This is a genomic window from Mycobacterium sp. (genome assembly GCF_032162605.1).
Lineage (GTDB): Bacteria > Actinomycetota > Actinomycetes > Mycobacteriales > Mycobacteriaceae > Mycobacterium.
Map to the genome: position 1 here is coordinate 1 of NZ_JAVROT010000025.1, position 21,920 is coordinate 21,920.

12 protein-coding genes are annotated in these 21,920 nt (G+C 70.4%); 7 read left to right on the top strand and 5 right to left on the bottom strand.

Annotation, left to right across the window (positions count from 1 at the left end; genetic code table 11):
• Window positions 1-496: Rossmann-fold NAD(P)-binding domain-containing protein (locus QOI01_RS01090; protein WP_526377780.1), on the bottom strand; the 496-nt coding region annotated here is incomplete at its 3' end.
• Window positions 497-714: 218 nt separating this feature from the next.
• Here QOI01_RS01090 and QOI01_RS01095 point away from each other — a divergent pair.
• The 5 genes from QOI01_RS01095 (at window position 715) to QOI01_RS01115 (ending at window position 4,175) form a co-directional block, all read left to right on the top strand.
• A complete protein-coding gene (locus QOI01_RS01095; protein WP_526377799.1) occupies window positions 715-1,560 on the top strand; it encodes an EamA family transporter in 846 nt (281 codons plus the stop codon).
• An 88-nt stretch (window positions 1,561-1,648) separates the two neighbouring features.
• Window positions 1,649-2,788 carry an acyl-CoA dehydrogenase family protein gene (locus tag QOI01_RS01100; protein ID WP_526377801.1) on the top strand — a complete coding sequence of 380 codons (1,140 nt, stop codon included), beginning with the start codon at window positions 1,649-1,651 and terminating at the stop codon, window positions 2,786-2,788.
• An 87-nt stretch (window positions 2,789-2,875) separates the two neighbouring features.
• Window positions 2,876-3,082 carry a DCC1-like thiol-disulfide oxidoreductase family protein gene (locus QOI01_RS01105; protein WP_526377782.1) on the top strand — a complete coding sequence of 69 codons (207 nt, stop codon included), beginning with the start codon at window positions 2,876-2,878 and terminating at the stop codon, window positions 3,080-3,082.
• 125 nt (window positions 3,083-3,207) lie between these two features.
• Window positions 3,208-3,774: a hemerythrin domain-containing protein gene (locus QOI01_RS01110; protein ID WP_526377784.1), complete on the top strand. Its 567-nt coding sequence runs from the start codon at window positions 3,208-3,210 to the stop codon at window positions 3,772-3,774.
• 158 nt (window positions 3,775-3,932) lie between these two features.
• Complete coding sequence (locus QOI01_RS01115) at window positions 3,933-4,175, top strand: hypothetical protein (RefSeq protein ID WP_526377786.1); 243 nt, start codon at window positions 3,933-3,935, stop codon at window positions 4,173-4,175.
• 33 nt (window positions 4,176-4,208) lie between these two features.
• Here QOI01_RS01115 and QOI01_RS01120 read toward each other — a convergent pair whose 3' ends face one another.
• From QOI01_RS01120 to QOI01_RS01135, 4 genes are all read right to left on the bottom strand, one after another.
• Window positions 4,209-5,405, bottom strand: coding sequence for a sensor histidine kinase (locus QOI01_RS01120; RefSeq protein ID WP_526377788.1), 1,197 nt, complete (start codon window positions 5,403-5,405; stop codon window positions 4,209-4,211).
• A gap of 2 nt (window positions 5,406-5,407) precedes the next feature.
• Window positions 5,408-6,058, bottom strand: a complete 651-nt coding sequence (locus QOI01_RS01125) for a response regulator (protein WP_526377790.1) — start codon at window positions 6,056-6,058, stop codon at window positions 5,408-5,410.
• A gap of 85 nt (window positions 6,059-6,143) precedes the next feature.
• On the bottom strand, window positions 6,144-6,725 hold the full coding sequence (locus tag QOI01_RS01130; protein WP_526377792.1) for a MarR family transcriptional regulator: 582 nt from the start codon (window positions 6,723-6,725) through the stop codon (window positions 6,144-6,146).
• A gap of 19 nt (window positions 6,726-6,744) precedes the next feature.
• The gene (locus QOI01_RS01135; protein WP_526377794.1) at window positions 6,745-8,361 is read right to left on the bottom strand and encodes a pyruvate, phosphate dikinase; all 1,617 of its coding nucleotides are present in this window, start codon (window positions 8,359-8,361) and stop codon (window positions 6,745-6,747) included.
• 215 nt (window positions 8,362-8,576) lie between these two features.
• On the opposite strand from QOI01_RS01135, the gene QOI01_RS01140 reads away from it, so the two are divergent.
• Window positions 8,577-21,194: a type I polyketide synthase gene (locus QOI01_RS01140; RefSeq protein WP_526377796.1), complete on the top strand. Its 12,618-nt coding sequence runs from the start codon at window positions 8,577-8,579 to the stop codon at window positions 21,192-21,194.
• Between the two features lie 6 nt (window positions 21,195-21,200).
• Window positions 21,201-21,920 (top strand): NAD-dependent epimerase/dehydratase family protein (locus QOI01_RS01145; protein ID WP_526377797.1); only part of this gene is annotated, 720 nt, incomplete at its 3' end.

Consider the following 21,920-nt stretch of genomic DNA (forward strand, 5'->3'; position numbering starts at 1 on the left):
GAAAGAACCGCGTCGACTCCGACGCCGCCAGAATCACCGCCTTATACCCCGCCACATTGGCCTGCGAGGACAACGCATCCATCACCTGCGCCCGCGAAATCCGCGGAATCGCCTCCACCGCAAACGCCTGCACCCCAGCGGCCTTCAGCGCGCCGATCTGATTCTCCGCATTGCGCGGCGCCAGAAAGCCGACCAGTGTCTGGCCGCTGTGGAGCTTGGCGACCTCCTGAGAGGACGGCGGCGCCACCTTCACCACCACATCGGCAGACCATGCATCGCCGATCGTGGCGCCTGCGGCCGTGTACAGGTCATCCGGAAGCAGGGCCCTTCCGCCTGCGCCGGACTCCACGATCACGTCGACACCGCTCTTCACCAACGACGTCACCGCCTTGGGTACCAGCGCCACCCGGCGCTCGTCGGCCCCCGACTCGGCGACCACACCAACGGACGTCGTCTTCTTCGCCGGGCGCGGAGCGCCGTCTTCAACTTCAGTCATGTCTACTTCCCCCGCCGAATCACCAGCGGTGTGATTTGAACTCAGACACCCTAACCGGTACCGGAGGTCAGCCAACGACCCACGTGGACCGCATCGATACAGTTCGGACGGACCCAAAAGCTAGGAGTTACAACCTTGTCGGTCGACCGCGGGCCGCCGTCTGATGTACTCCGAGCGTGACGAAGACCGCCCGAGGGGTCCCTGGGTGGTCCGTGCCGATGTTCTTCGTCGCCGGCGCGGTGTCACAGTACGTCGGGGCGGCCGTTGGTGTCTTTCTATTCGAGACGACCGACCCCGCTGCTGTGGCGTGGTTGCGGGCGGCGGTGGCCGCAGCGGTGCTCATCGCGTGGCGACGGCCGTGGCGGGGTCGGTGGACCCGCGGCTCCTTCCCGGCGGCAGCCGGATTCGGCGTCGTCACCGTCGGCATGAACGTCGCGTTCTTCGAAGCGATCGCCCGGATTCCGTTGGGCACTGCGGTAGCGATCGAGTTCCTCGGACCGGTCGCCGTGGCCACCGTGGGGTCGCGGCGTGCCCGCGATCTGGTCGCCGTCCTGTTGGTCGTCGCAGGCGTGGCGCTGCTCGCCGGCGTGCAGGCGGGCGCTGACCTGCCGGGAATCGGTTTCGCGCTGACCGCTGCAGCCCTGTGGGCCGGATACATTCTGCTCGGCAAGCGAGTCGCCGACGCAGGTGCCGGGCTCGACTCGCTGGCCGTCGGGATGGCGGCCGCCGCCGTCCTGCTGTCAGTCCCGCTGCTGATCGGCCAGGTCGTCACCGACGCGTCTGTGTTCGCCGATCCCAGGACATGGCTACTCGGGGCCGGGGTCGGCGTGCTCTCGAGCGCGGTGCCCTATGCGCTCGACCAGTTGGTGCTGACCCGCCTCGGCCGCGCCCGGTTCGCTCTGTTGCTCGCCCTTCTGCCTGCGACCGCCGCGGTCGTCGGCGCGGCACTGCTGGCGCAGCGACCGACGCTCGCCGAGGTGGCTGGTATCGCCCTCGTGATGACTGCCCTACTGATCAGTGCGGGCACCGGCGGACCACCAAAGGATCTGCCCGCCCAGGGCTAGCCGAGACGTGCATCGATACAGTTCGAGCCAGCCCAAAGAAGCCGGTTGCTCTTCGCGCAACCGCGCATCACCCTAGGAGTCGATGACCATGCCAGTCGACCGCCTCATGCCGACTCAGGACGCCGATGAACTGATCGCCTTGACTCGCGACGTCGCCGACAAGGTGCTGGATCCGATCGTCGACGAGCACGAGCGCTCCGAGACCTATCCCGACGGGGTGTTCGCGCAGTTGGGTGCGGCGGGGCTGTTGAGCCTGCCCCAGCCCGAGGAGTGGGGTGGCAGTGGCCAACCGTTCGAGGTCTATCTCCAGGTGCTCGAGGAGATCGCCGCGCGCTGGGCTGCTGTGGCGGTAGCGGTCAGCGTCCACAGTCTGTCGTCACACCCGCTGCTGACGTTCGGCACCGACGAGCAGAAGCAGCGTTGGCTGCCCGAGATGTTGTCGGGCGCGCAGATCGGCGCGTACAGCCTGTCCGAACCGCAGGCGGGTTCGGACGCCGCGGCCCTGCGGTGCGCAGCCGTGCCAGGCGACGGCGGTTACGTCATCAACGGATCCAAGTCCTGGATCACCCATGGCGGTGTCGCAGACTTCTACACGCTGTTCGCGCGCACCGGGGAGGGCTCCCGCGGCATCTCCTGCTTCCTCGTTCCTGGCGACCTCCAAGGACTGACATTCGGCAAACCCGAAGAGAAGATGGGCCTTTCGGCGGTGCCGACCACGTCGGCGTTCTACGACAACGCCCACGTCGACGCGGACCGTCGCATCGGCGCCGAGGGCCAGGGCTTGCAGATCGCCTTCAGTGCACTGGATTCCGGACGGCTGGGCATCGCGGCGGTGGCCGTGGGTATCGCACAGGCGGCGCTGGATGATGCGTGCCGCTACGCGAACGAGCGAACGACATTCGGCCGCAAGATCATCGACCATCAGGGCCTGGGCTTCCTGCTCGCCGACATGGCTGCGGCCGTGGTCAGCGCCAGGGCCACCTATCTCGACGCCGCCCGTCGCCGCGACCTCGAGCGGCCGTACTCCACGCAGGCCAGCGTCGCCAAACTCGTCTGCACGGACGCCTCGATGAAGGTCACCACCGATGCCGTGCAGGTGTTCGGCGGTGCCGGCTACACGCGTGACTACCGGGTCGAGCGCTACATGCGCGAAGCGAAGATCACGCAAATCTTCGAGGGCACCAACCAGATTCAGCGTCTGGTGATCGCGCGGGGCTTGTCGACGTAGTCGCGCCGCCGGCGTAGACCGGAGGAGAGAGGTGTGGTGAGCGGATCGTGACGAGTGAACCGTTCGCCGCACTCGACAGCGACTTCGGTGCTGCGGTGGTCGAACGGCAAGCTGCGCGTGGCCACCCATCTCGGTGGCCCGTGGCGGGCGCTCGGGGTGGTGGCAGGCCTGATCCCAGCGCCTGTCCGTGACTGGCTGTACGACCGCTTCGCGGGCATCCGCTACCGGGTGTTCGGAAGGGTCGACTCCTGCGCCCTACCGGCACCCGGGGTGCGCGCCCGATTCATCCCCTAGTGTTTCACTCCCGCCCGTGCGGGGTAGCCACCGCGAACCGGTTTCCAGCAGCCCTGGCGCCGTTTCCAGCCCGGCGTGCAGCCCTCGCGCCGTGCCCATCGCGATTCTCGTGGAGGCATACTGTCGTGGCTCAACAGCCGATCACCACGTCCGACGACGTGATCACGTACCTGAAGAACCAACACGAAACCATCAAGGCGCTCTTCGTGGAAACTCTCGACGCACCGGACACGGACACCCAGCAGGTTGCCTTCAGCCGGCTGCGCACCCTGTTGGCCGTTCACGAAACGGCCGAAGAGATGATGGTGCATCCGCGCGTCCGGAGGAAGATCGACGGCGGCGCCGAGGTAGCCGACGCCCGGCTCGCCGAGGAGCACGACTCGAAGATCGCATTGAGTGAACTCGAGAAAATACCTTGCGGGACAGCTGAATTCAGCAAGGCCCTCATCCACCTCCAGTCGGCCGTCACTGCGCATGCGGACCTGGAGGAGGCCGAGGAGTTCACCCTGCTCTCCGAGCAGCTCGACGCGGACGAACTCGTCAAGTTGGCCTCGGCCGTCGAGGTCGCCGAGCGCATCGCGCCCACTCACCCTCATGCGGGCGTCGAGTCGGCGTTCGTGAATTTCGCCGTCGGTCCGTTCGCCTCGCTGCTGGACCGCGCACGTGACGCATTGCGCGGCAGGGCTGCTTAGTACGAGTAGCGCCTTCCCCCGATCGGTGGACACGCGATTCAACCCGTGTGCCCCCCGGTCACCGGACATACGTTTGCCCAGTACTGCGACATAGTTGTGTCAACGCCGGAACACCCCGGCAGGCCCACCAAAGCCTCACTGACACAGGAGTTTACGTAATGAACGCCACGACCGTCCGCAAACTGGTCCGCTACCTCGCTCTGCCGCTCGTCGCCGCGGGCATCGCTGGCGGGGCCATCCTCGGCACCGCAGGCGCGGCCAGCGCGGCGCCTTCGATCTCGCCCAACGACTCCGGCAACTTCTACGCACCGACCATCAGGGCCACACCGCCCGTGTTGGTGCAGCCTGGTGCCCGCTGGCACCGCCAGCACAACCGGTTCAACTTCGACCTCGGCGAATGATCCAGACCACCCTCACGGAGGCGTGGTGTCTGCCTACTCGGGCACCGAGACTTCGGGTGGCGACGTCACGGTGACCGTGCTGCCGCGGCCGAGTGTCGAGTCGATCGCCATCGCGCCGCCCATCGCATCGAACCGCGCCTGCAGCGAAGCCAATCCGATGTGGCCCTCGGCGACCCGTTGCTCGACGATCGACGGCTCGAAACCCGAGCCGTCGTCGGCGACGGTGAGCACGATGCGGTCGCCGATGCGGAACAGCCGGATGGTGACCACACCCGCGTCGGCGTGCTTGGTGATGTTGGCGAGCAGTTCACGCGCCGCCCGGTAGAGCAGCGCCTGCGAGGCGGGCGTGCCGACGTCTTCCAGCTCGGCGTCGACGGTGAAGTCCCCGCGACCCTCGTACTGGCGCACCAGTTCCGTCACCCCAGGAGTGAGGCCGAGTTGAGCGAGCACCTGCGGATGCAGCGCCGTCACCGTCGAGCGCAGCCCCGCCGCGGTGTCGTTGAGCGCCGCGTAGACCATGTCCAGCGCCGGGTCCGGAATGCGTTCGCGCACCTCGTCGAGTTCCAGCCGCGCGGCCAGCAGGGTCTGCAGCGGGCCGTCGTGCAGGTGTTCGGCCAGTTCGCGATTCGTGCGTTCGTCGGCCTGCATCGACTCCGCGACCAGCCTGCGGCGGACGTCGAGCAGCGCGGTGACGCGCGCGGCACGGCGGGTCAGCACCACGCACAGCGCCGTGGTGGCCACCGCCAGCCATAGCAGGAAGCCGAACTGGAGGTAGACCACGTCCGGCAGACCGACGTGGTCGTCACGCTTGGAGTAAACGATCCATGCACCGAGATAGCACGCCGCCGTGCCGAGCCCGAGCACACCGGTGAGGATCGGCCGGTCACCGAACGCGACCGAGAGCGGCACGAGGAAGAACACCGGCAGCAGCGCGGCAGTCGCACCGCCGGACACGACGCACAGCGAGACCACCGCCAGTACGTCGACGCCGGTGGAGAGCCACCCGCCCCACGACGGCACCGGTCCGCGGAACACCGCCACTGCCCAGAGCACGGCGATCACCGCGTAGGCGCCGAGGATCGCGGTGTAGACCCCTGGCAGCCAGCTGTCGACCTCCCACAACCAGACCAGGAACCCCATCAACGCGATCAGCGGCAGACGCAGCAGCGCCGATACACGGACGGGTTCGGCGGCGAGGTAGTCGACGATCCGCCGGGGATGGCCGGTCACCGCTACTCCAGCAGCCCGCGGCGCATCGCTTCTGCGACGACGGCGCCGCGGTCCCCGACCCCTAGCTTCTCGTAGAGACGCTGGACGTGGGTCTTCACCGTGGACGGCGCCAGGTACATCTGCTTGGCCATCGCCGGGATGGTCTGCCCGCCTGCGATGAGGCCGAGCACCTCGCGCTCGCGGGCGCTGAGCGTCGGGGTGTCGGAGGTGTTGCGGCGCTGAATCTCTCCGACCAGGCCGGCGGCGAGGTTGGGCGCGACGACGTCACGACCCTTCGCGCAGCTCAGCACCGCATCGACGAGCTCGGCGCGGCTGGACTCCTTGGAGATGAACCCCGCCGCGCCCTCCTGAAGCGCGCTGTACACGATCGCCGACTCGTCGTGCGCGGAGATCAACAGCACCCGCGTAGGCAGCTCGTCGCGCCGTACCGCCGCGGCGACCTGCGCCCCGTTGAGGCCGGGCATGCGGTAGTCCAGAAGCGCCACCTGCGGCCCGTGTTCGCGGATCAGCGCCAGCGCCGAGACCCCGTCATCGGCCTCGGCGACCACGTCGATCGAACCGCTCGAGTTGAGCGCTCGCACCACGCCGTCACGGAAGAGCGGATGGTCGTCACCGACCACCACGCGCACCTTCTTGCCCGTCTCGCCCGCCACGTCCGCCAGCTTCGCACACCACAGGCACGCCGAGTGCACGCTTGTTGACGCGAGTGGGGCCGTCAACACGCCTTCACTCGGCGAATCAGCCGCTCCCGGACTCGGCTTCGCCCGCCCGGGTCCGACCGGCGAGGCCGATCAGTTCCTCGTGCAGTTCGAACCACACCGTGTGGTACGAGTCGACCAGCGGGCGGGTCAGCCACGCCATGTCACCGGCCTGCGCGAGCCGCAGCGCGGCGTCAAGGCGCCCGGCATACGCAGCGAGCCGCGGCACCAAGTCGGCCGCCGCTTGGATCACCGGCACCACGGCGCGATGAAGTTCGCCGACGCGCTCCAGCACGGCGCCCGCGGTGTCTGCACCCGCCGAGTCGGCCCTCTCGGCCTGCCATTGCGAGATGACGGACTTGAAGTCGGCGTTGATCGTGCCGAACCCCTCGTAGACCCGGTCCGCCGCCGCGGCATCCACGGCGGCCCGCTCGGCGGCGAGCAGCTCCCCCAGCCTGGCCCGCCCCTCGGCCGTGAGCCGCACCGTCGCGCCGCCGGTGAGCAGGCGGGAGTCGATCAACGCGTCTGCCTCGGGCAGGTCTGCCCTGCCGACGCGGCCCTTGAGGCGGACGGTCTGCAGGACCGGCAACTCGGCCGCCGCGCGGGTCACGGGCGCTGCCATCTGCTCTTCGCGCAAGCGCTCATCGCCGCGCCAGTCGGACCGCTACGTGCATGGCCAGCAGCGGAGTCGTCGACACCACGTCGGTGTGCCCCGCTGCCATCGCGGCGCGCACCGACGACTCGGAGGCGTCGGCCAGGGCGGGGTAGTCCCCGTCGGCGTGGGCCCGCAGGGGGCTCGCCGCGCGGACGATGTCGGCGAATCGGCGCAGTTCCGGGGTGTCGACCACCGCCGACGGCTCCGCCGAGCCCTCGCGCACCTCACCCGTATCGCCGTCAACGGTGATCATCCGGCCCGCCAGCGTCGCGCTAACCCCGGTTCCGCAGCCGACCACCGCGGGCCTGCCCAGTTCACGCGCGACGATGGCGGCGTGGCTGCTTGCGCCACCGACCTCGGTCACGACGCCCCTGGCGGCCATGATCCCCGCGACGTCGTCGGGGCTGGTGGTCGGGCGCACGAGGATCACGTCCCGACCCTCGTCGGCCGCGTCGATGGCCTCGTCGCCGGTCGTGCAGGCCAGACCCGACACCACACCGGGGCAGGCGGGCACGCCCGTGGCCAGGGGCGGTCCTGCCGACTCGCGGGCCGCCCTCGCCGACATGACGGATTCGAGCTGGGCGGGAGTCACGCGCATCAACACCTCGGCGTCGTCGATGACGCCCTCCTCCTGGAACGCCAGCGCCAGCCGCAGCGCAGCCCGCGGCGAGCGCTGCGCCACCCGCGACTGCAGCAGCCACAACCTGCCCGCCTCGATGGTGAACTCGACGTCCTGGACGTCGGTGCCCTGCCGTTCCAGGCGCAGACCCGCCTCGATCAGCTCGTCGTACACGTCGGGTAACTGGTCGCGGATTGCGCCGAGGGGTTCGCAGTCGCTGGTGCCCGACACCACGTCGTCGCCCTGGGCGGCGGCCAGCCACTCGCCGAAGGGGTTCGACACGCCGGACGAGGGGTTCCTGGTGAACAGGACGCCGGTGCCCGATCGGGCGTCGAGATTCCCGAAGACCATGGCCTGCAAGAGAATTGCGACGGCGTCGGGTCGGCGCAGCCCGTGATGGGCCCGGTACGCCGTCACCCGACTCGACGACCACGACGACACGACCGCCTCGATCGCGCCGCGCAACTGCTCGAGCGGTGCGTCTGGCACCCGACCCTGGGATGGCACGGTGCGCCGGTAGCCCCGGCGGAAGCGCTCCAGGGTGTCGCGGGCGAACTCGGCGGAGTGCAGGTTTTCGAGCGCCTCGGCGACCGCGTCGTCGATCCCGACGTCGAGAACGGTCTCGAGCATGCCCGGCATGGACGTGACGCCACTGCTGCGGACCGCGAGCAGCAGCGGACGCGGGCCCCTGCCGAAGGTCCGCCTCGTCTGCGCCTCCAGCCACTGCAGTCCGCCGAGCACGTCCTGCCACATGCGGTCGACCATCGCAGCGGGATCTTGAGCGCAGTCCTCGCACCATTCGGCGGCCACGCAGAATGCGGGCGGCACCGGCAGCCCGACGGCCGCCATGGAGGCCAGCGCATGGCCCTTACCTCCCACGATGCTGCGCACTGCGCCCGTTCCGGCGCCCGCAGCGGCGTCCAGTGCCACGACGCCATGCCGGTGCGCTGTGTGAACGCGCCGGTCACCTGCGCCGAGTGCCATCGCCCAACCCCGTCATCTCGCCTGGTGAAGCATCCAAGTCCCCGGAGGGCCCGAGTGTATGCAGGTGCGTGACAACTCGCGGCAACCGGGGAACACAATGAACTGACACCGTTCGTGCAGTCCGCCTCCAGCTCCTAGGCTCATCCAACGGACGAACGGAATCGAATACTTCAGGGTCACCGCACCGGCGTGGCCAGACAGGGATGGCACACGGTATGGCCGATCAACTCCAGAACGCCACAGAAGCGCTGCGCAGGGCGCTCGTCCAGATCGACCGGTTGAAGAATCAGAACCGGTCCCTGTTGGAGCGCTCTGGTGAGCCCATCGCGGTCGTGGGGATGGCGTGCCGGTATCCCGGCGGCGTCGACTCGCCCGAGGGTCTCTGGAACATGGTGGCCGAGGGCCGTGACGTGGTGACGGACATGCCCGCCGATCGGGGCTGGGACGTCAACGGGCTGTTCGATCCCGATCCGGATGCGCCGGGCAAGTCCTACGCCCGCTCCGGCGGCTTCGTCGAGAACGTCGCCGACTTCGACGCGGGCTTCTTCGGGATCGCACCCAGCGAGGCGCTGGCGATGGATCCCCAGCAGCGCATGCTGCTCGAGCTGTCGTGGGAGGCGTTGGAGCGGGCAGGCGTCGACCCGACGTCGTTGCGCGGCAGCGCCACCGGCGTCTTCGCAGGCGTCATCGCAGGCGGCTACGGAATGTCGGCCGACAGCATCGAGGGCTACCGCCTGACGGGCATGACGTCGAGCGTGACCTCGGGCCGCGTGGCGTACGTGCTGGGGCTGGAGGGCCCCGCGGTCTCGATCGACACCGCGTGCTCGTCGTCGTTGGTCGCGCTGCACATGGCGGTCCAGGCACTGCGCCTCGGCGAATGCGATCTCGCGCTCGCGGGCGGCGTCACCGTCAACGCCACCCCGACCATCTTCGTGGAGTTCAGCCGCCATCGCGGGCTGGCGCCCGACGGCCGGTGCAAGCCATATGCGGGAGCGGCCGACGGCGTCGGCTGGGCGGAGGGCGGCGGCGTGCTCGCCGTCGAGCGGCTGTCCGACGCGCAACGGCTCGGGCATCCGGTGCTCGCGGTGGTGCGCGGCTCGGCGGTCAACCAGGACGGCGCCTCCAACGGGCTGACCGCGCCGAACGGACCGTCGCAGCAACGGGTGGTGCGCGCTGCGCTTGCCAACGCCGGGCTGTCCACGGCGCAGGTCGACGTCGTCGAGGGCCACGGCACCGGCACCCCGCTCGGCGACCCGATCGAGGCCCAGGCACTGCTAGGGACCTACGGCCAGGATCGGACGCGTCCGCTGTGGCTGGGTTCGGTGAAGTCGAACATGGGCCACACGCAGGCCGCGGCCGGCGTCGCGGGCGTGATCAAGATGATCGAGGCGATGCGGCACGAACAGCTGCCCGCCACGTTGCACGTGGACGCCCCAAGCCCGCACGTGGACTGGACCGCTGGTGCGGTGTCCCTGCTGACCGAGGCGCAACCCTGGCCCGCCGAGGACACGCCACGCCGGGCGGGCATCTCGTCGTTCGGCATCAGCGGCACCAACGCCCACGTTATCCTCGAGTCGGCGCCGACGGGCGAGCCGGAAGTGGAACCGTCGGCGCCCAAGACGCCGCTGCTGCCCTGGGTGCTGTCGGCCAAGTCGGCGGAGGCGCTTCAAGGGCAGACCGTCAGGCTGTCCGACCACCTCGGACGCCACCCGGAGCTGGACGGCCGCGACGTCGCGTGGACGCTGGCCGGGCGCACCTCCTTCGAGCACCGCGCGGTGGTGCTCGGCGCCGACCGCGACCAGTTGCTGGCCGGACTTTCGGAGCTGACGACCGGCGATCTCGGCGCGCGGACCATCACCGGCACCGCCACGGCCGCGGGCAAGGCCGCGTTCGTCTTTCCGGGCCAGGGCAGTCAGTGGATCGGGATGGGCATCGAACTGATGTCCGCCTCAACGGTTTTCGCCGACCATCTGACCGCTTGCTCGGAGGCGCTCGCCGAGTTCGTGGACTGGTCGCTTCTCGACGTGCTGCGCGGTGCGTCCGGCGCTGGGGGTACCCCCGCTTGCGGGGGACAGCGAAGCGACTCGGGGATCGATGAAGACGCGCCCGGTCTCGACCGGGTAGACGTCGTGCAGCCGGCACTGTTCGCCGTGATGGTGTCGCTGGCGGAATTGTGGCGCTCGGTGGGGGTGGCGCCCGACGCGGTCATCGGCCATTCGCAGGGCGAGATCGCCGCGGCGTACGTGGCGGGGGCCTTGAGCCTTCGCGACGCCGCACGCGTGGTGGCGCTGCGCAGCAAGCTGCTGGTCGAACTGTCCGGGTCGGCGGGCATGGTCTCGCTGGCGTGCAGCCCCGAACGGGCCCGCGAACTGCTGGCCGGGCTGGACATCGCCGCCGAGCGTGATGAGTCGAGCGCAGCGACGGGGGGCATCGCCGAAGTTGCGGTGGTCAATGGCCGCTCGGCCGTCGTCGTCTCGGGCGAGACCTCCGCGCTGGAGCTGCTGATGCGGCAGTGCGAGGCGCTGGAGATCAGGGCCCGCCGCATCGACGTCGACTACGCCTCGCACTCGGCGCAGGTCGAGGCGATCGAGGAGCGGTTGCGGGAAGCGCTGGCCGGCATCGAGCCGCGCTCGACGCGCACCGCGTTCTTCTCGACCGTCACCGGCGACCTCGTCGACACCGCCACCCTCGACGCCGACTACTGGTACCGCAACATCCGGCAGACGGTCCAGTTTGATCAGGCCGTGCGGTCCGCCTGCGCGCACGGCTACCGGGCGTTCGTCGAGTCCAGTCCCCATCCGGCGTTGATCGCCGGGATCGAGGACACCGTGCGCGACTGCACCGGAAGCTCGGACCCGGTCGTCGTGCCCACCCTCGGCCGCGACGAGGGCGGCCTCGATCGCTTCCTCACCGCCGCGGCGCAGGCGTTCACGGCGGGCATCGCCGTGGACTGGCGCAAGATGTGCGACGGCGGCGAACTGGTCGACGTGCCGACGTATGCCTTCGATCGGCGCCGGTTCTGGCTGTCCGGTGGCGGTACCGGCACCTCGGACGCGTCGGGTCTTGGCCTCGCCGGTGCGGCGCACGCCCTGCTCGGCGCCGTCATCGAGGTGCCCGAGTCGGGCCAGGTCGTGTTGGCGGGCAGGCTCTCGGTCTCGTCGCAGCAGTGGCTGTCCGACCATGCGGTGGGCGGCACGGTCCTGTTCCCCGGCGCCGGCTTCGTCGAGCTGGTGATCCGGGCAGGCGACGAGGTGGGCTGCCCCGTCATCGAGGAGCTGACCCTGCAGGCGCCCTTGGTGGTGGCGCCGTCGGGAGTGCCGATCCGCGTGCTCGTCGGCTCGGCCGAGGAGTCGGGGTCCCGGACGGTGTCGGTGTTCTCCAAGCCCGGCGACGAGGACGCCGCGTGGGTGCTGCACGCCGAGGCGATCGTCCAGGCGAGCGAAGCGACGGGGGGTGGATCAGGGGCGTCTGCGAGCACGCCGGGCGCCGATCTGTCGGCGTGGCCTCCCGTGGGCGCCGTGGCGGTGGACGTCACCGACGCGTACCAGGAGTTGGCCGCGCGTGGCTACGAATACGGCCCGGCGTTCCGCGGGCTGACGGCCATGTGGCAACGGGGCGAAGAGGTGTTCGCCGAAGTCACCGTCCCTCAGGACGTGCAGTCAGGCGAGTTCGGCGTCCATCCGATCCTGCTCGACGCGGCGTTGCACGCGGTGGCGCTGGCCGCAGGGAGGGCCGAGCCGGCTCCGGAACTAGCACTGCCGTTCTCCTGGCAGCGGGTGACGCTGCACGCGGCGGGAGCCTCGTCGGTGCGGGCGCGGATCGTGCCGACGGGACCGCACTCGGTGGCCATTGACCTCGCCGACGGCCTTGGGCTGCCGGTCCTGTCGGTCGGCTCCATGACGACCCGGCCGATCAGCGCCGACCAACTCGCGCTGGCCGGCCGGAGCAGCAGCGAGGGCGAGCTCCTCGAGGTGGAGTGGTCACCGTTGACCGCGCCGGAGGTCTCCCCTTCTGTCGCCGAGGGCGTGACGCTGTACGAAACCGTTCCGGTGCCAAGCGATTCCGTCGACCTGGCGGCCGCCGTCCACACGGCCACCAATCACGCCCTCGAGCGGGTGCAGTCGTGGTTGGCCGAGCCTTCTGATTCAGCCAAGCAGCCCCCGTTGGTGATCGTCACCCGCGGCGCGATGGCACTCCCCGGGGACGACGTCACCGACCTGGCGGGCGCCGCGGTGTGGGGTCTGGTCCGCGCCGCGCAGAACGAGCATCCGGGACGGCTCGTGCTCGCCGACCTCGACACCTCGGCGGACACGGCCGACGTCGATCCGGCATTACTGGTGGCGCTCGGCGAACCGCAATTGATGGTGCGCGCAGGTGTTCCCCACGCCGCCCGCGTGGTGCGCAGCCGCGGTGTGGACTCGGTGCTCCAGCCGCCGGACTCGGGCAAGCCGTGGCGGCTCGGCATCACCGAGTCGGGCACGTTCGACAACCTGGCGCTGGAAGAGGTGCCCAACGCCGACCAGCCGCTGCGACCGGGGCACATCCGCGTCGAGATGCACGCCGTCGCAGCCAACTTCCGCGACGTGATGATCACGCTCGGCATGTTCACCCATGACGCGTTGCTCGGCAGCGAGGGCGCAGGCGTGGTCGTCGAGGTCGGACCCGACGTGACGGGCTTCACCGTCGGCGACCCCGTGATGGGATTGTTCCCGGAGGGCACGGGAACACGGGTCGAGGCCGACGCCCGGCTCATCGCCCCGATTCCCACCGGCTGGTCCGATGCCGAGGCCGCCGCGACGCTGGTCGTGTTCACCACCGCGTTCTACGGACTTCGCGAACTCGCAGAAGCGCAGCCCGGCCAGTCGATCCTGATCCACGCCGCAACGGGTGGCGTCGGGCTGGCCGCGGTGCAGCTGGCCCGGCACTGGGGCCTGGACGTCTTCGCCACGGCCAGCCGTCCCAAGTGGAACACGTTGCGGGCCTTGGGGTTCGACGACGATCACATCGGCGACTCGCGCACCCTGGACTTCGAGCAGAAGTTCATGGCCGTCACCGGCGGGCGTGGGTTCGACGTGGTTCTCGACTCGCTGGCGGGTGACTTCGTCGACGCGTCGTTGCGCCTGCTGCCGCGCGGCGGCGTGTTCCTGGAGATGGGCAAGACCGACATCCGCGACGCCGACACCGTCGCCGCCGCCCACCCTGGCGTGCACTACCGCGCCTTCGACCTGTTCGAGCCGGGCCGCCCGAGGATGGCCGAGTACATCGTCGAGCTGTCGGGGATGTTCGAGGCGGGCATCCTGCGGCCGTTGCCGGTGACGACGTTCGACGTCAGACGCGCCCCCGCCGCGCTGCGGTACCTGAGCCAGGCCCGTCACATCGGCAAGATCGTGATGACCATGCCCGACGCGTGGGCCGCGGGCACCGTCCTCATCGCGGGCGGCACCGGCATGGCAGGCGCCTCGGTCGCCCGCCACGTCGTCGCCAATCACGGTGTGCGCCAACTTATGCTGCTCTCACGTCGTGGGCTCGACGCGCCAGGCGCAGCAGATCTGGTCGCCGAACTGACCGGCGCAGGCGCGCACGTCGACGTGATCACCGCCGACGCGGCCGACCGCGCAGAGTTGACCGCCGCACTCGAGGGCATCGACTCCGCGCACCCGCTGTCCGCGGTGATCCATGCGACCGGCGTGCTCGACGACGCGGTGATCGGGTCGCTGACGCCTGCGCGCGTGGACACGGTGCTGCGGGCCAAGGTCGACGCGGCGTGGAACCTGCACGAGCTGACCCGTGCGGCGAATCCCGCTGCCTTCGTGATGTTCTCGTCGATGGCGGGCATCGTCGGCTCGGCGGGCCAGGCGAACTACGGCGCCGCAAACACCTTCCTCGACGCCCTGGCCGCACACCGGCGCGCCAACGGGCTCCCGGGCACCTCGCTGGCGTGGGGGCTCTGGGAACAGGCAAGCGACATGACCGGCCACCTCGGCGACTCCGACCTCACCCGGCTGAGCCGCGACGGCATCCTGGCGCTGTCCACCGACGACGCCATGGCGCTGTTCGACTCGGCGCTGGTGGTCGGCGAGCCGCTGCTGGCTCCCGTCCGCATCGACCGTGGCGCCCTGCGCACGCGGTCGGCCTCCGGGCTGCTGCCGCCGATGTTCGCCCATCTCGCCAGCACGTCGGCCCGACGGCGCGTCGACGACTCGCTGGTGGCGGCGAAGTCGAAATCCGCTCTGGCGCAACGTTTGCACGGGTTGGCCGAAGAGGCCCAGCAGGCGCTGGTGCTCGACCTGCTGCGGTCGCACATGGCGACCGTGCTCGGCACCGTCGAGCCCAACGCCATCACCGCCGAGGTCGCGTTCTCCGACCACGGTTTCGACTCGCTCACCGCCGTGGAACTGCGCAACCGGCTGAAGACCGCAACCGGGCTGTCCCTGTCGCCGACGCTGATCTTCGACTACCCGACGCCCGCGGCCCTCGCGGGCTACATCCGCCAGGAGTTGGCCGGCGCGCCAAAAGAAGTCCTGGAGGCCGCCGCTGGAAACTCAGTGGCATCGGTGATCGACGAGCCGATCGCCATCGTCGGAATGTCGTGCCGCTACCCAGGCGGCGTCGACTCGCCGGAAGCCCTGTGGGACATGGTCGCCGACGGCCGTGACGTCCTTTCGGACTTTCCCACCGATCGCGGCTGGGACCTGGCCGGTCTCTTCAACGCCGATCCCGACGCGGCAGGCACGTCCTACGCCAACACCGGCGGCTTCCTCTACGACGCCGCCGACTTCGACCCGGCCTTCTTCAGCGTGTCACCCACCGAGGCGCTGGCCATGGATCCGCAGCAGCGGCTGTTTCTCGAACTCGCCTGGGAGGCGTTGGAGCGCGGCGGGTTCGACCCCGCCACTCTGCGCGGCAGCGTGACCGGCGTGTACGCGGGGGTATACGCCCAGGGTTACGGCATGGGCTCCGACGGCGCCGAGGGCTTCCGCCTGACGGGCCAGGCGTCTAGCGTGGCGTCGGGCCGGGTCTCCTACGTGCTCGGGCTCGAAGGCCCTGCGGTGTCGATCGACACCGCGTGCTCCTCGTCGTTGGTCGCACTGCACATGGCAGTGCAGGCGCTGCGCCTCGGTGAGTGCGATCTCGCGCTCGCGGGCGGCGTCACCATCAACGCCACTCCGGACATCTTCGTGGAGTTCAGCAGGCAACGCGGACTGTCGTCCGACGGACGGTGCAAGTCGTTCGCGGGCGCCGCTGACGGCACCGGATTCGCCGACGGCGGAGGCATTCTCGTCGTCGAGCGCCTTTCCGACGCCAGGCGACTTGGCCATCAGGTCCTGGCGCTGGTGCGCGGTTCGGCCATCAACCAGGACGGCGCCTCCAACGGGCTGACCGCCCCGAACGGACCGTCGCAGCAACGCGTTCTGCGTGCGGCGCTGGCCAATGCCGGGCTCAGCGGTTCGGAGGTCGACGTCGTCGAGGCGCACGGCACCGGCACCACGCTCGGCGATCCCATCGAGGCCCAGGCGTTGCTGGCGACCTACGGCCAGGACCGGCGCCATCCGCTGTGGCTGGGCTCTGTCAAGTCGAACATGGGCCACACCCAGGCCGCCGCAGGCGTGGCGGGGATCATCAAGATGGTCCAGTCGATGCGCCACGAACAGCTGCCCGCCACGCTTCACGTCGACGAGCCGACGTCGCACGTCGACTGGACGATGGGGTCGGTGGCACTGCTCACCGAGGTGCAGCCGTGGCCCACGAACGGCACGCCGCGGCGGGCCGGGGTGTCGTCGTTCGGGATCAGCGGCACCAATGCCCACGTCATCATCGAGCAGGCGCCTGCGTCCGAGACGACAGCCGTCGAGGCTCACCAGCCGACCGTCGTTCCGTGGGTCCTCTCGGCGAAATCCCCCGAGGCACTGAGCGATCAAGCGCGTCGCATCGCCGAGCACGTCGGCGCCCATCCCGAGCTCAACCCCGTCGACGTCGGGTGGACACTCGGCGGCCGCTCGGCGTTCCCGCACCGCGCCGTCGTCCTCGGCGCCGACCGTGCCGGGCTCCTCGGCGAGCTGCTCGCCCTGGCCGAGGATCAGCTGGGCCAGAGTACGACCCGCGGTCGAGCGTCGGGCTCCGGCAAGCTCGCGTTCGTGTTCCCCGGCCAGGGTGCCCAGGCGCTCGGCATGGGGCGCGAGCTGCATGCCGAGTTCCCGGTGTTCGCCGCGGCCTTCGACGCCGCCACCCGCGAGCTGGACCGACATCTGCTACGGCCGATCCGCGACGTCATGTGGGGCAGCAATTCCGCGGTGCTCGACTCCACGGAGTTCGCTCAGCCCGCCCTGTTCACCGTCGAGGTGGCGTTGTTCCGCCTTATCGAATCATGGGGTTTGAAGCCCGATTACGTGCTCGGCCACTCCATCGGCGAGCTGACCGCCGCGCACGTCGCCGGTGTGCTGTCGCTGCAGAACGCGGCCGCCCTCGTCGCCGCGAGGGGCAGGCTGATGCAGCGCCAGCCCGAGGGCGGTGCGATGGTGGCGGTGTCCTCGAGCGAGGCCGAGATGCGCCCCCTGCTGCGCGACGACGTCGACATCGCCGCGGTCAACGGACCCGACTCCGTCGTGATCTCCGGCCCGCAGGACGCGGTACTGGCCATCGCGGAGGAGGCTCGCGCGCTGGGCCGCCGGGTGCATCAGCTCGCGGTGTCACACGCGTTCCATTCGTCGCTGATGGAGCCGATGCTCAACGAGTTCAACACGATGGCCAGCGGAATGTCGTTGGCGCCTGCCATGATTCCGGTGATCTCCAATGTGACCGGCGAACTGGCCGACGCCGACTTCGGATCGGCGCCGTACTGGGCCCGCCACATCCGCGGGGCGGTCCGCTTCGCCGACAGTGCGCGGTTCCTCGAATCCGTCGGCGTCACCCGCTTCCTCGAGGTCGGCCCCGCCAGCGGGCTGACGGCGTCGATCGAGCAATCTCTGCCCGACGCCGAACCCGTCACGGCCTCGACGATCCGCAAGGACCGCCCCGAGCCCACCACGCTGCTGACGGCGTTGGCCGAGCTCAACGTGGCTGGCGTACAGGTGGACTGGCGTGCAACGCTCCCTGGTGGGCGGCTGCTGGACCTGCCGACGTACGCGTTCCAGCGGCGACGCTTCTGGCTGTCGGGCCGGGCGTCGGGTTCGACCGACGCGGCCAGCCTTGGCCTCACCGGAACCGATCACGCGCTGCTCGGCGCAGTCGTCGAATCACCGGAGACCGGCGGCGTGGTCCTCACCGGCAGGCTGTCGGTGTCGACGCACCCGTGGCTGGCCGATCACGCGGTCGGCGGCGTCGTGCTGTTCCCCGGCGCGGGCTTCGTCGAACTGGCCATCCGGGCCGGCGACGAGGTGGGCTGCGGCGTCGTCGACGAACTGATGCTGCACGCGCCGATGGTGCTTCCTGCCGACGGGGTTGCCGTGCAGGTCGTGGTGAGCGCCGCCGACGAAGCGGGCGCGCGCGTCGTATCCATCTTCTCGCGTCAGAACTCCGATTCCTCGGCCTGGGTGCTGCACGCCGAGGGCGAACTCGCCGTCGCGGCGTCGCGGCCCGGTGCCGACCTGTCGATCTGGCCGCCGGTCGGAGCGCGCGAGGTCGACGTCACCGACGCCTACGCACAGCTTTCCGCGCGGGGCTACGAGTACGGCCCCACCTTCCAGGGACTGTCGGCGATGTGGCGACGCGGCGACGAGGTCTTCGCCGAGGTTGCGGTCCCACGCGACATGCAGGGGGCCGGCTTCGGCGTCCACCCCGCGCTGCTCGACGGCGCACTGCACGCGGTCGTCCTGAGCCGAGAGGACGGCGAGGGCGAGATGGCTCTGCCGTTCTCCTGGCAGAAGGTGTCCCTGCATGCCTCGGGCGCCTCCGCGGTACGCGCGCGGATCGCCCCGAACGGTCCCAGCTCGATGTCGATCGACCTGGCCGACGGCCTCGGTCTTCCCGTGCTCTCGGTCGCGTCGATGGTGGCCCGTCCGGTGACCGCCCAGCAGCTGGCCGCCGCGGTCGGCGGCACCAGCGGCGGCGAGCTGTTCGAGGTGGTCTGGTTTCCGGCACCGGTGAACTCCGAGCCCGTCTCCACCGACGCCGAGTTCGCGGTGTTCGAATCTTGGCCGACGGCAAACGAAGCCGACGATCTGGCCGGCGTGTACGGCGCCACCCACGCGGCGCTCGAGCGACTGCAGACGTGGCTCGCCGAGCCCTTCGATTCGACCAAGGCGTCGACGCTGGTGGTCGCCACCCGCGGGGCCGTCGCACTGCCTGGCGAGGACGTCACCGACCTGGCGGGCGCCGCGGTGTGGGGTCTGGTGCGAGCCGCGCAGACCGAGCACCCTGGCCGGGTCGTGCTCGTCGACTTGGACAAGAACGCAGACACCGAGCCGGGCACCGAGCTCGACGTTGCGGCGATCGTCGCCGTCGGCGAACCGCAGGTGGTCATCCGCGACGGCGTCCTGCACATCGCCCGGGTGGTGCCTAGCCGCGCGGCCGAGTCACTGCTGGCCCCGCCGCCGGGCGGCGCCCCGTGGCGGCTGACGGGATCGGAGGCCGGCACCTTCGACGACCTGAGCCTGCAGCCGATCCCCGACGTCGACGAGCCGCTCGCCCCCGGTCGCATCCGGGTCGGCGTGCGCGCCATCGGCGCCAACTTCCGCGACGTCATGATCGCGCTAGGGTTGTATCCGGGTGGCGGCGCAATGGGCATCGAGGCCGCAGGCCTCGTCACCGAGATCGGGCCGGGCGTGACAGGAGTGTCCGTCGGTGACCGGGTGATGGGCCTGTTCCCCGACGGCACGGGAACGCTCGCGACCACCGACGCACGCGTCATCCTGCCCGTTCCCGCGGAGTGGGGCTACACGCAGGCCGCTGGCTTCACCGTGGGCTTCGCCACCGCGTTCCTCGCGCTGCGCGGACTGGCCGACGTGCAGCCGGGCCAGTCGGTGCTGATCCATGCGGGCACCGGCGGTGTCGGCATGGCCGCCGTACAGTTGGCCAGGCACTGGGGCTTGGAAGTGTTCGCCACCGCCAGCCGCGGCAAGTGGGACACGCTGCGGGGCATGGGGTTCGACGCCGACCACATCGGCGATTCGCGCACCCTGGACTTCGAGCAGAAGTTCCTGGCCGTCACCGGCGGGCGCGGCGTCGACGTCGTGCTGGACTCGTTGTCAGGTGACTTCGTCGATGCCTCCCTGCGACTGCTCCCGCGCGGTGGGGTCTTCCTCGAGATGGGCAAGACCGACATCCGCGACGCCACCACCGTCGCCGCCGACCACCCTGGCGTGCGCTACCGCGCGTTCGACCTGTTCGAGGCGGGTGCGGACGGCGTCGCGCAGATCCTGACCGGCGTCTCCGCCCTGAGCGACGCCGGAGTGTTGCGCCCGCTGCCCGTGACGACGTGGGACGCCCGGCGGGCGCCCGCGGCCCTGCGGCACCTGAGCCAGGCGCGCCACATCGGCAAGGTCGTGCTCACCATGCCCGACGCATGGGCCGGCGGCACCGTCCTGATCACCGGCGGCACCGGCATGGCAGGCGCGTCCGTCGCCCGCCACGTCGTCGCGAAGCACGGTGTGCGCCACCTGGTTCTGCTCTCCCGCCGTGGACCCGACGCACCGGGCGCCGCCGAGTTGGTCGCCGAGCTCACCGACGCGGGCGCCCACGTGCAGGTGGTCGCGGCCGACGCCGCCGACCGCGACGCACTGGGGAAGGGCCTTGCGGGCATCGACCACCAGCACGCGCTGTCGGCGGTGATCCACACCGCCGGGGTGATCGACGACGCGGTGCTCACGTCGCTGACACCGGATCGGGTCGACGCGGTGCTGAGGGCCAAGGTCGATGCCGCGTGGAACCTGCACGAGTTGACCAGGGACCTCGACCTTTCGGCGTTCGTGATGTTCTCGTCGATGGCCGGTCTGGTCGGCGCGTCCGGACAGGCGAACTACTCCGCGGCCAACGCCTACCTCGATGCGCTGGCCGCCCACCGGCGGGCGAACGGGCTGCCCGCGATGTCGCTGGGCTGGGGCCTGTGGGAGCAGGCCAGCGGCATGACGGGTCATCTGCAGAACGTCGATCTGGCCCGGCTCAACCGGGACGGCATCCTGGCGTTGCCCGTGGCGGATGCGCTGGCGCTGTTCGACGAGGCGCTGGCCGTCGACGAACCGTTCCTGGTGCCCGCGCGCATCGACCGCGTGGCACTGCGCACCAAGTCGACGGCCGGGACGCTGCCGCCGATGTTCATCGACCTGATCGCAGGCCCGTCCCGCCGTCAGGTCGGTGACTCGTTGGCCGCTGCCCAGTCGCGATCGGCTCTGGCGCAACGCCTTTCGGGGTTACCGGCCGATGAGCAGCACGATCTGCTGCTCGACCTGGTGCGTTCGCACATGGCCACGGTCCTCGGTCTGCCGTCACCGCAGGCCATCGCCCCGGACCTGGCCTTCCAGGATCACGGCTTCGACTCGCTGACCGCCGTGGAACTGCGCAATCGGTTGAAGGCCGCGACGGGACTGACGCTATCGCCCACGCTGATCTTCGACTACCCGAACCCGTCCGCGATCGCCGAGCACTTCCGCACCCAACTGGTCGGAGAGTCCGAGCAGGCGCCCGCGACCAACTCGGTGGACGAGGAACTGCAGCGCGTGGTGGCGACGATTCCCGTCAAGCGGCTCCGCCAGGCCGGCGTGCTCGACATGCTGCTGAACCTGGCCGCTCAGGGCGACGCAGGCGAGGCCACGACATCCGCCGAGCCGGCCAGGTCTCAGGACATCGCCGACATGGATCTGCAGGATCTGCTGGCCGCATTCGGTGACGATGACGACTAGGCCTCGATGAGGATCGTCGTCACCGGGGTCGACACGGTGGTCGGCCGCGGTGTCGCCGGTCGGCTGCTCAGCCTCGGCCACCACGTCCTCGGCGTCGGCTCGCGCCGTCCCGAGAGCTGGCCGGGCTCAGTCGATTTCACCGCGTCTCACCGGTTCGACGCGGCATTGCTGGCCGGCGCCGACGCCGTCGTGCACTGCGCTCGCGACCACGCCCCGCTTGAGACGATCACAGGGGCCGGAGTCGGCCGCCTCGTCGTGGCGTCGTCCATTCTGCACGCCGATCCGCCGCCGTTCGACGGGTTGCACATCCGGAGCGGAATCGTGTTGGGCCGCAACGCCGATGAGTCGACGCTGGGCATCTTCGCCGCGCCGGTGGCGCTGGACGTGGCCGGGTCCGGCGACCAACAGTTGCACGTGGTTCACCCGCATGACCTGGAGCGCGTACTGGTCCGCGCCGTCCTCGACGACGAACTGCGCGGCACCGTCGACGTGGCCGCCGACGGCCACACCTCCGTCCGCGCCGTCGCCAACGCCCTCGGCCGCCCCGTGCTGCGGGTGCCGACGATCCTGCGGCGCTTCGCCCCGTCCAGCCCGCTCACCCGCGAGCTGCCGCCCCTGGACCCCACCCGTCTTCGGGACGAATGGGGCCTCGTGCCCGCGTACGACGCCGCGCAGTGCGTCGAGGACTTCGCGCTCGCGGGCCGCGGCCGCATCGCGATCGGGGCG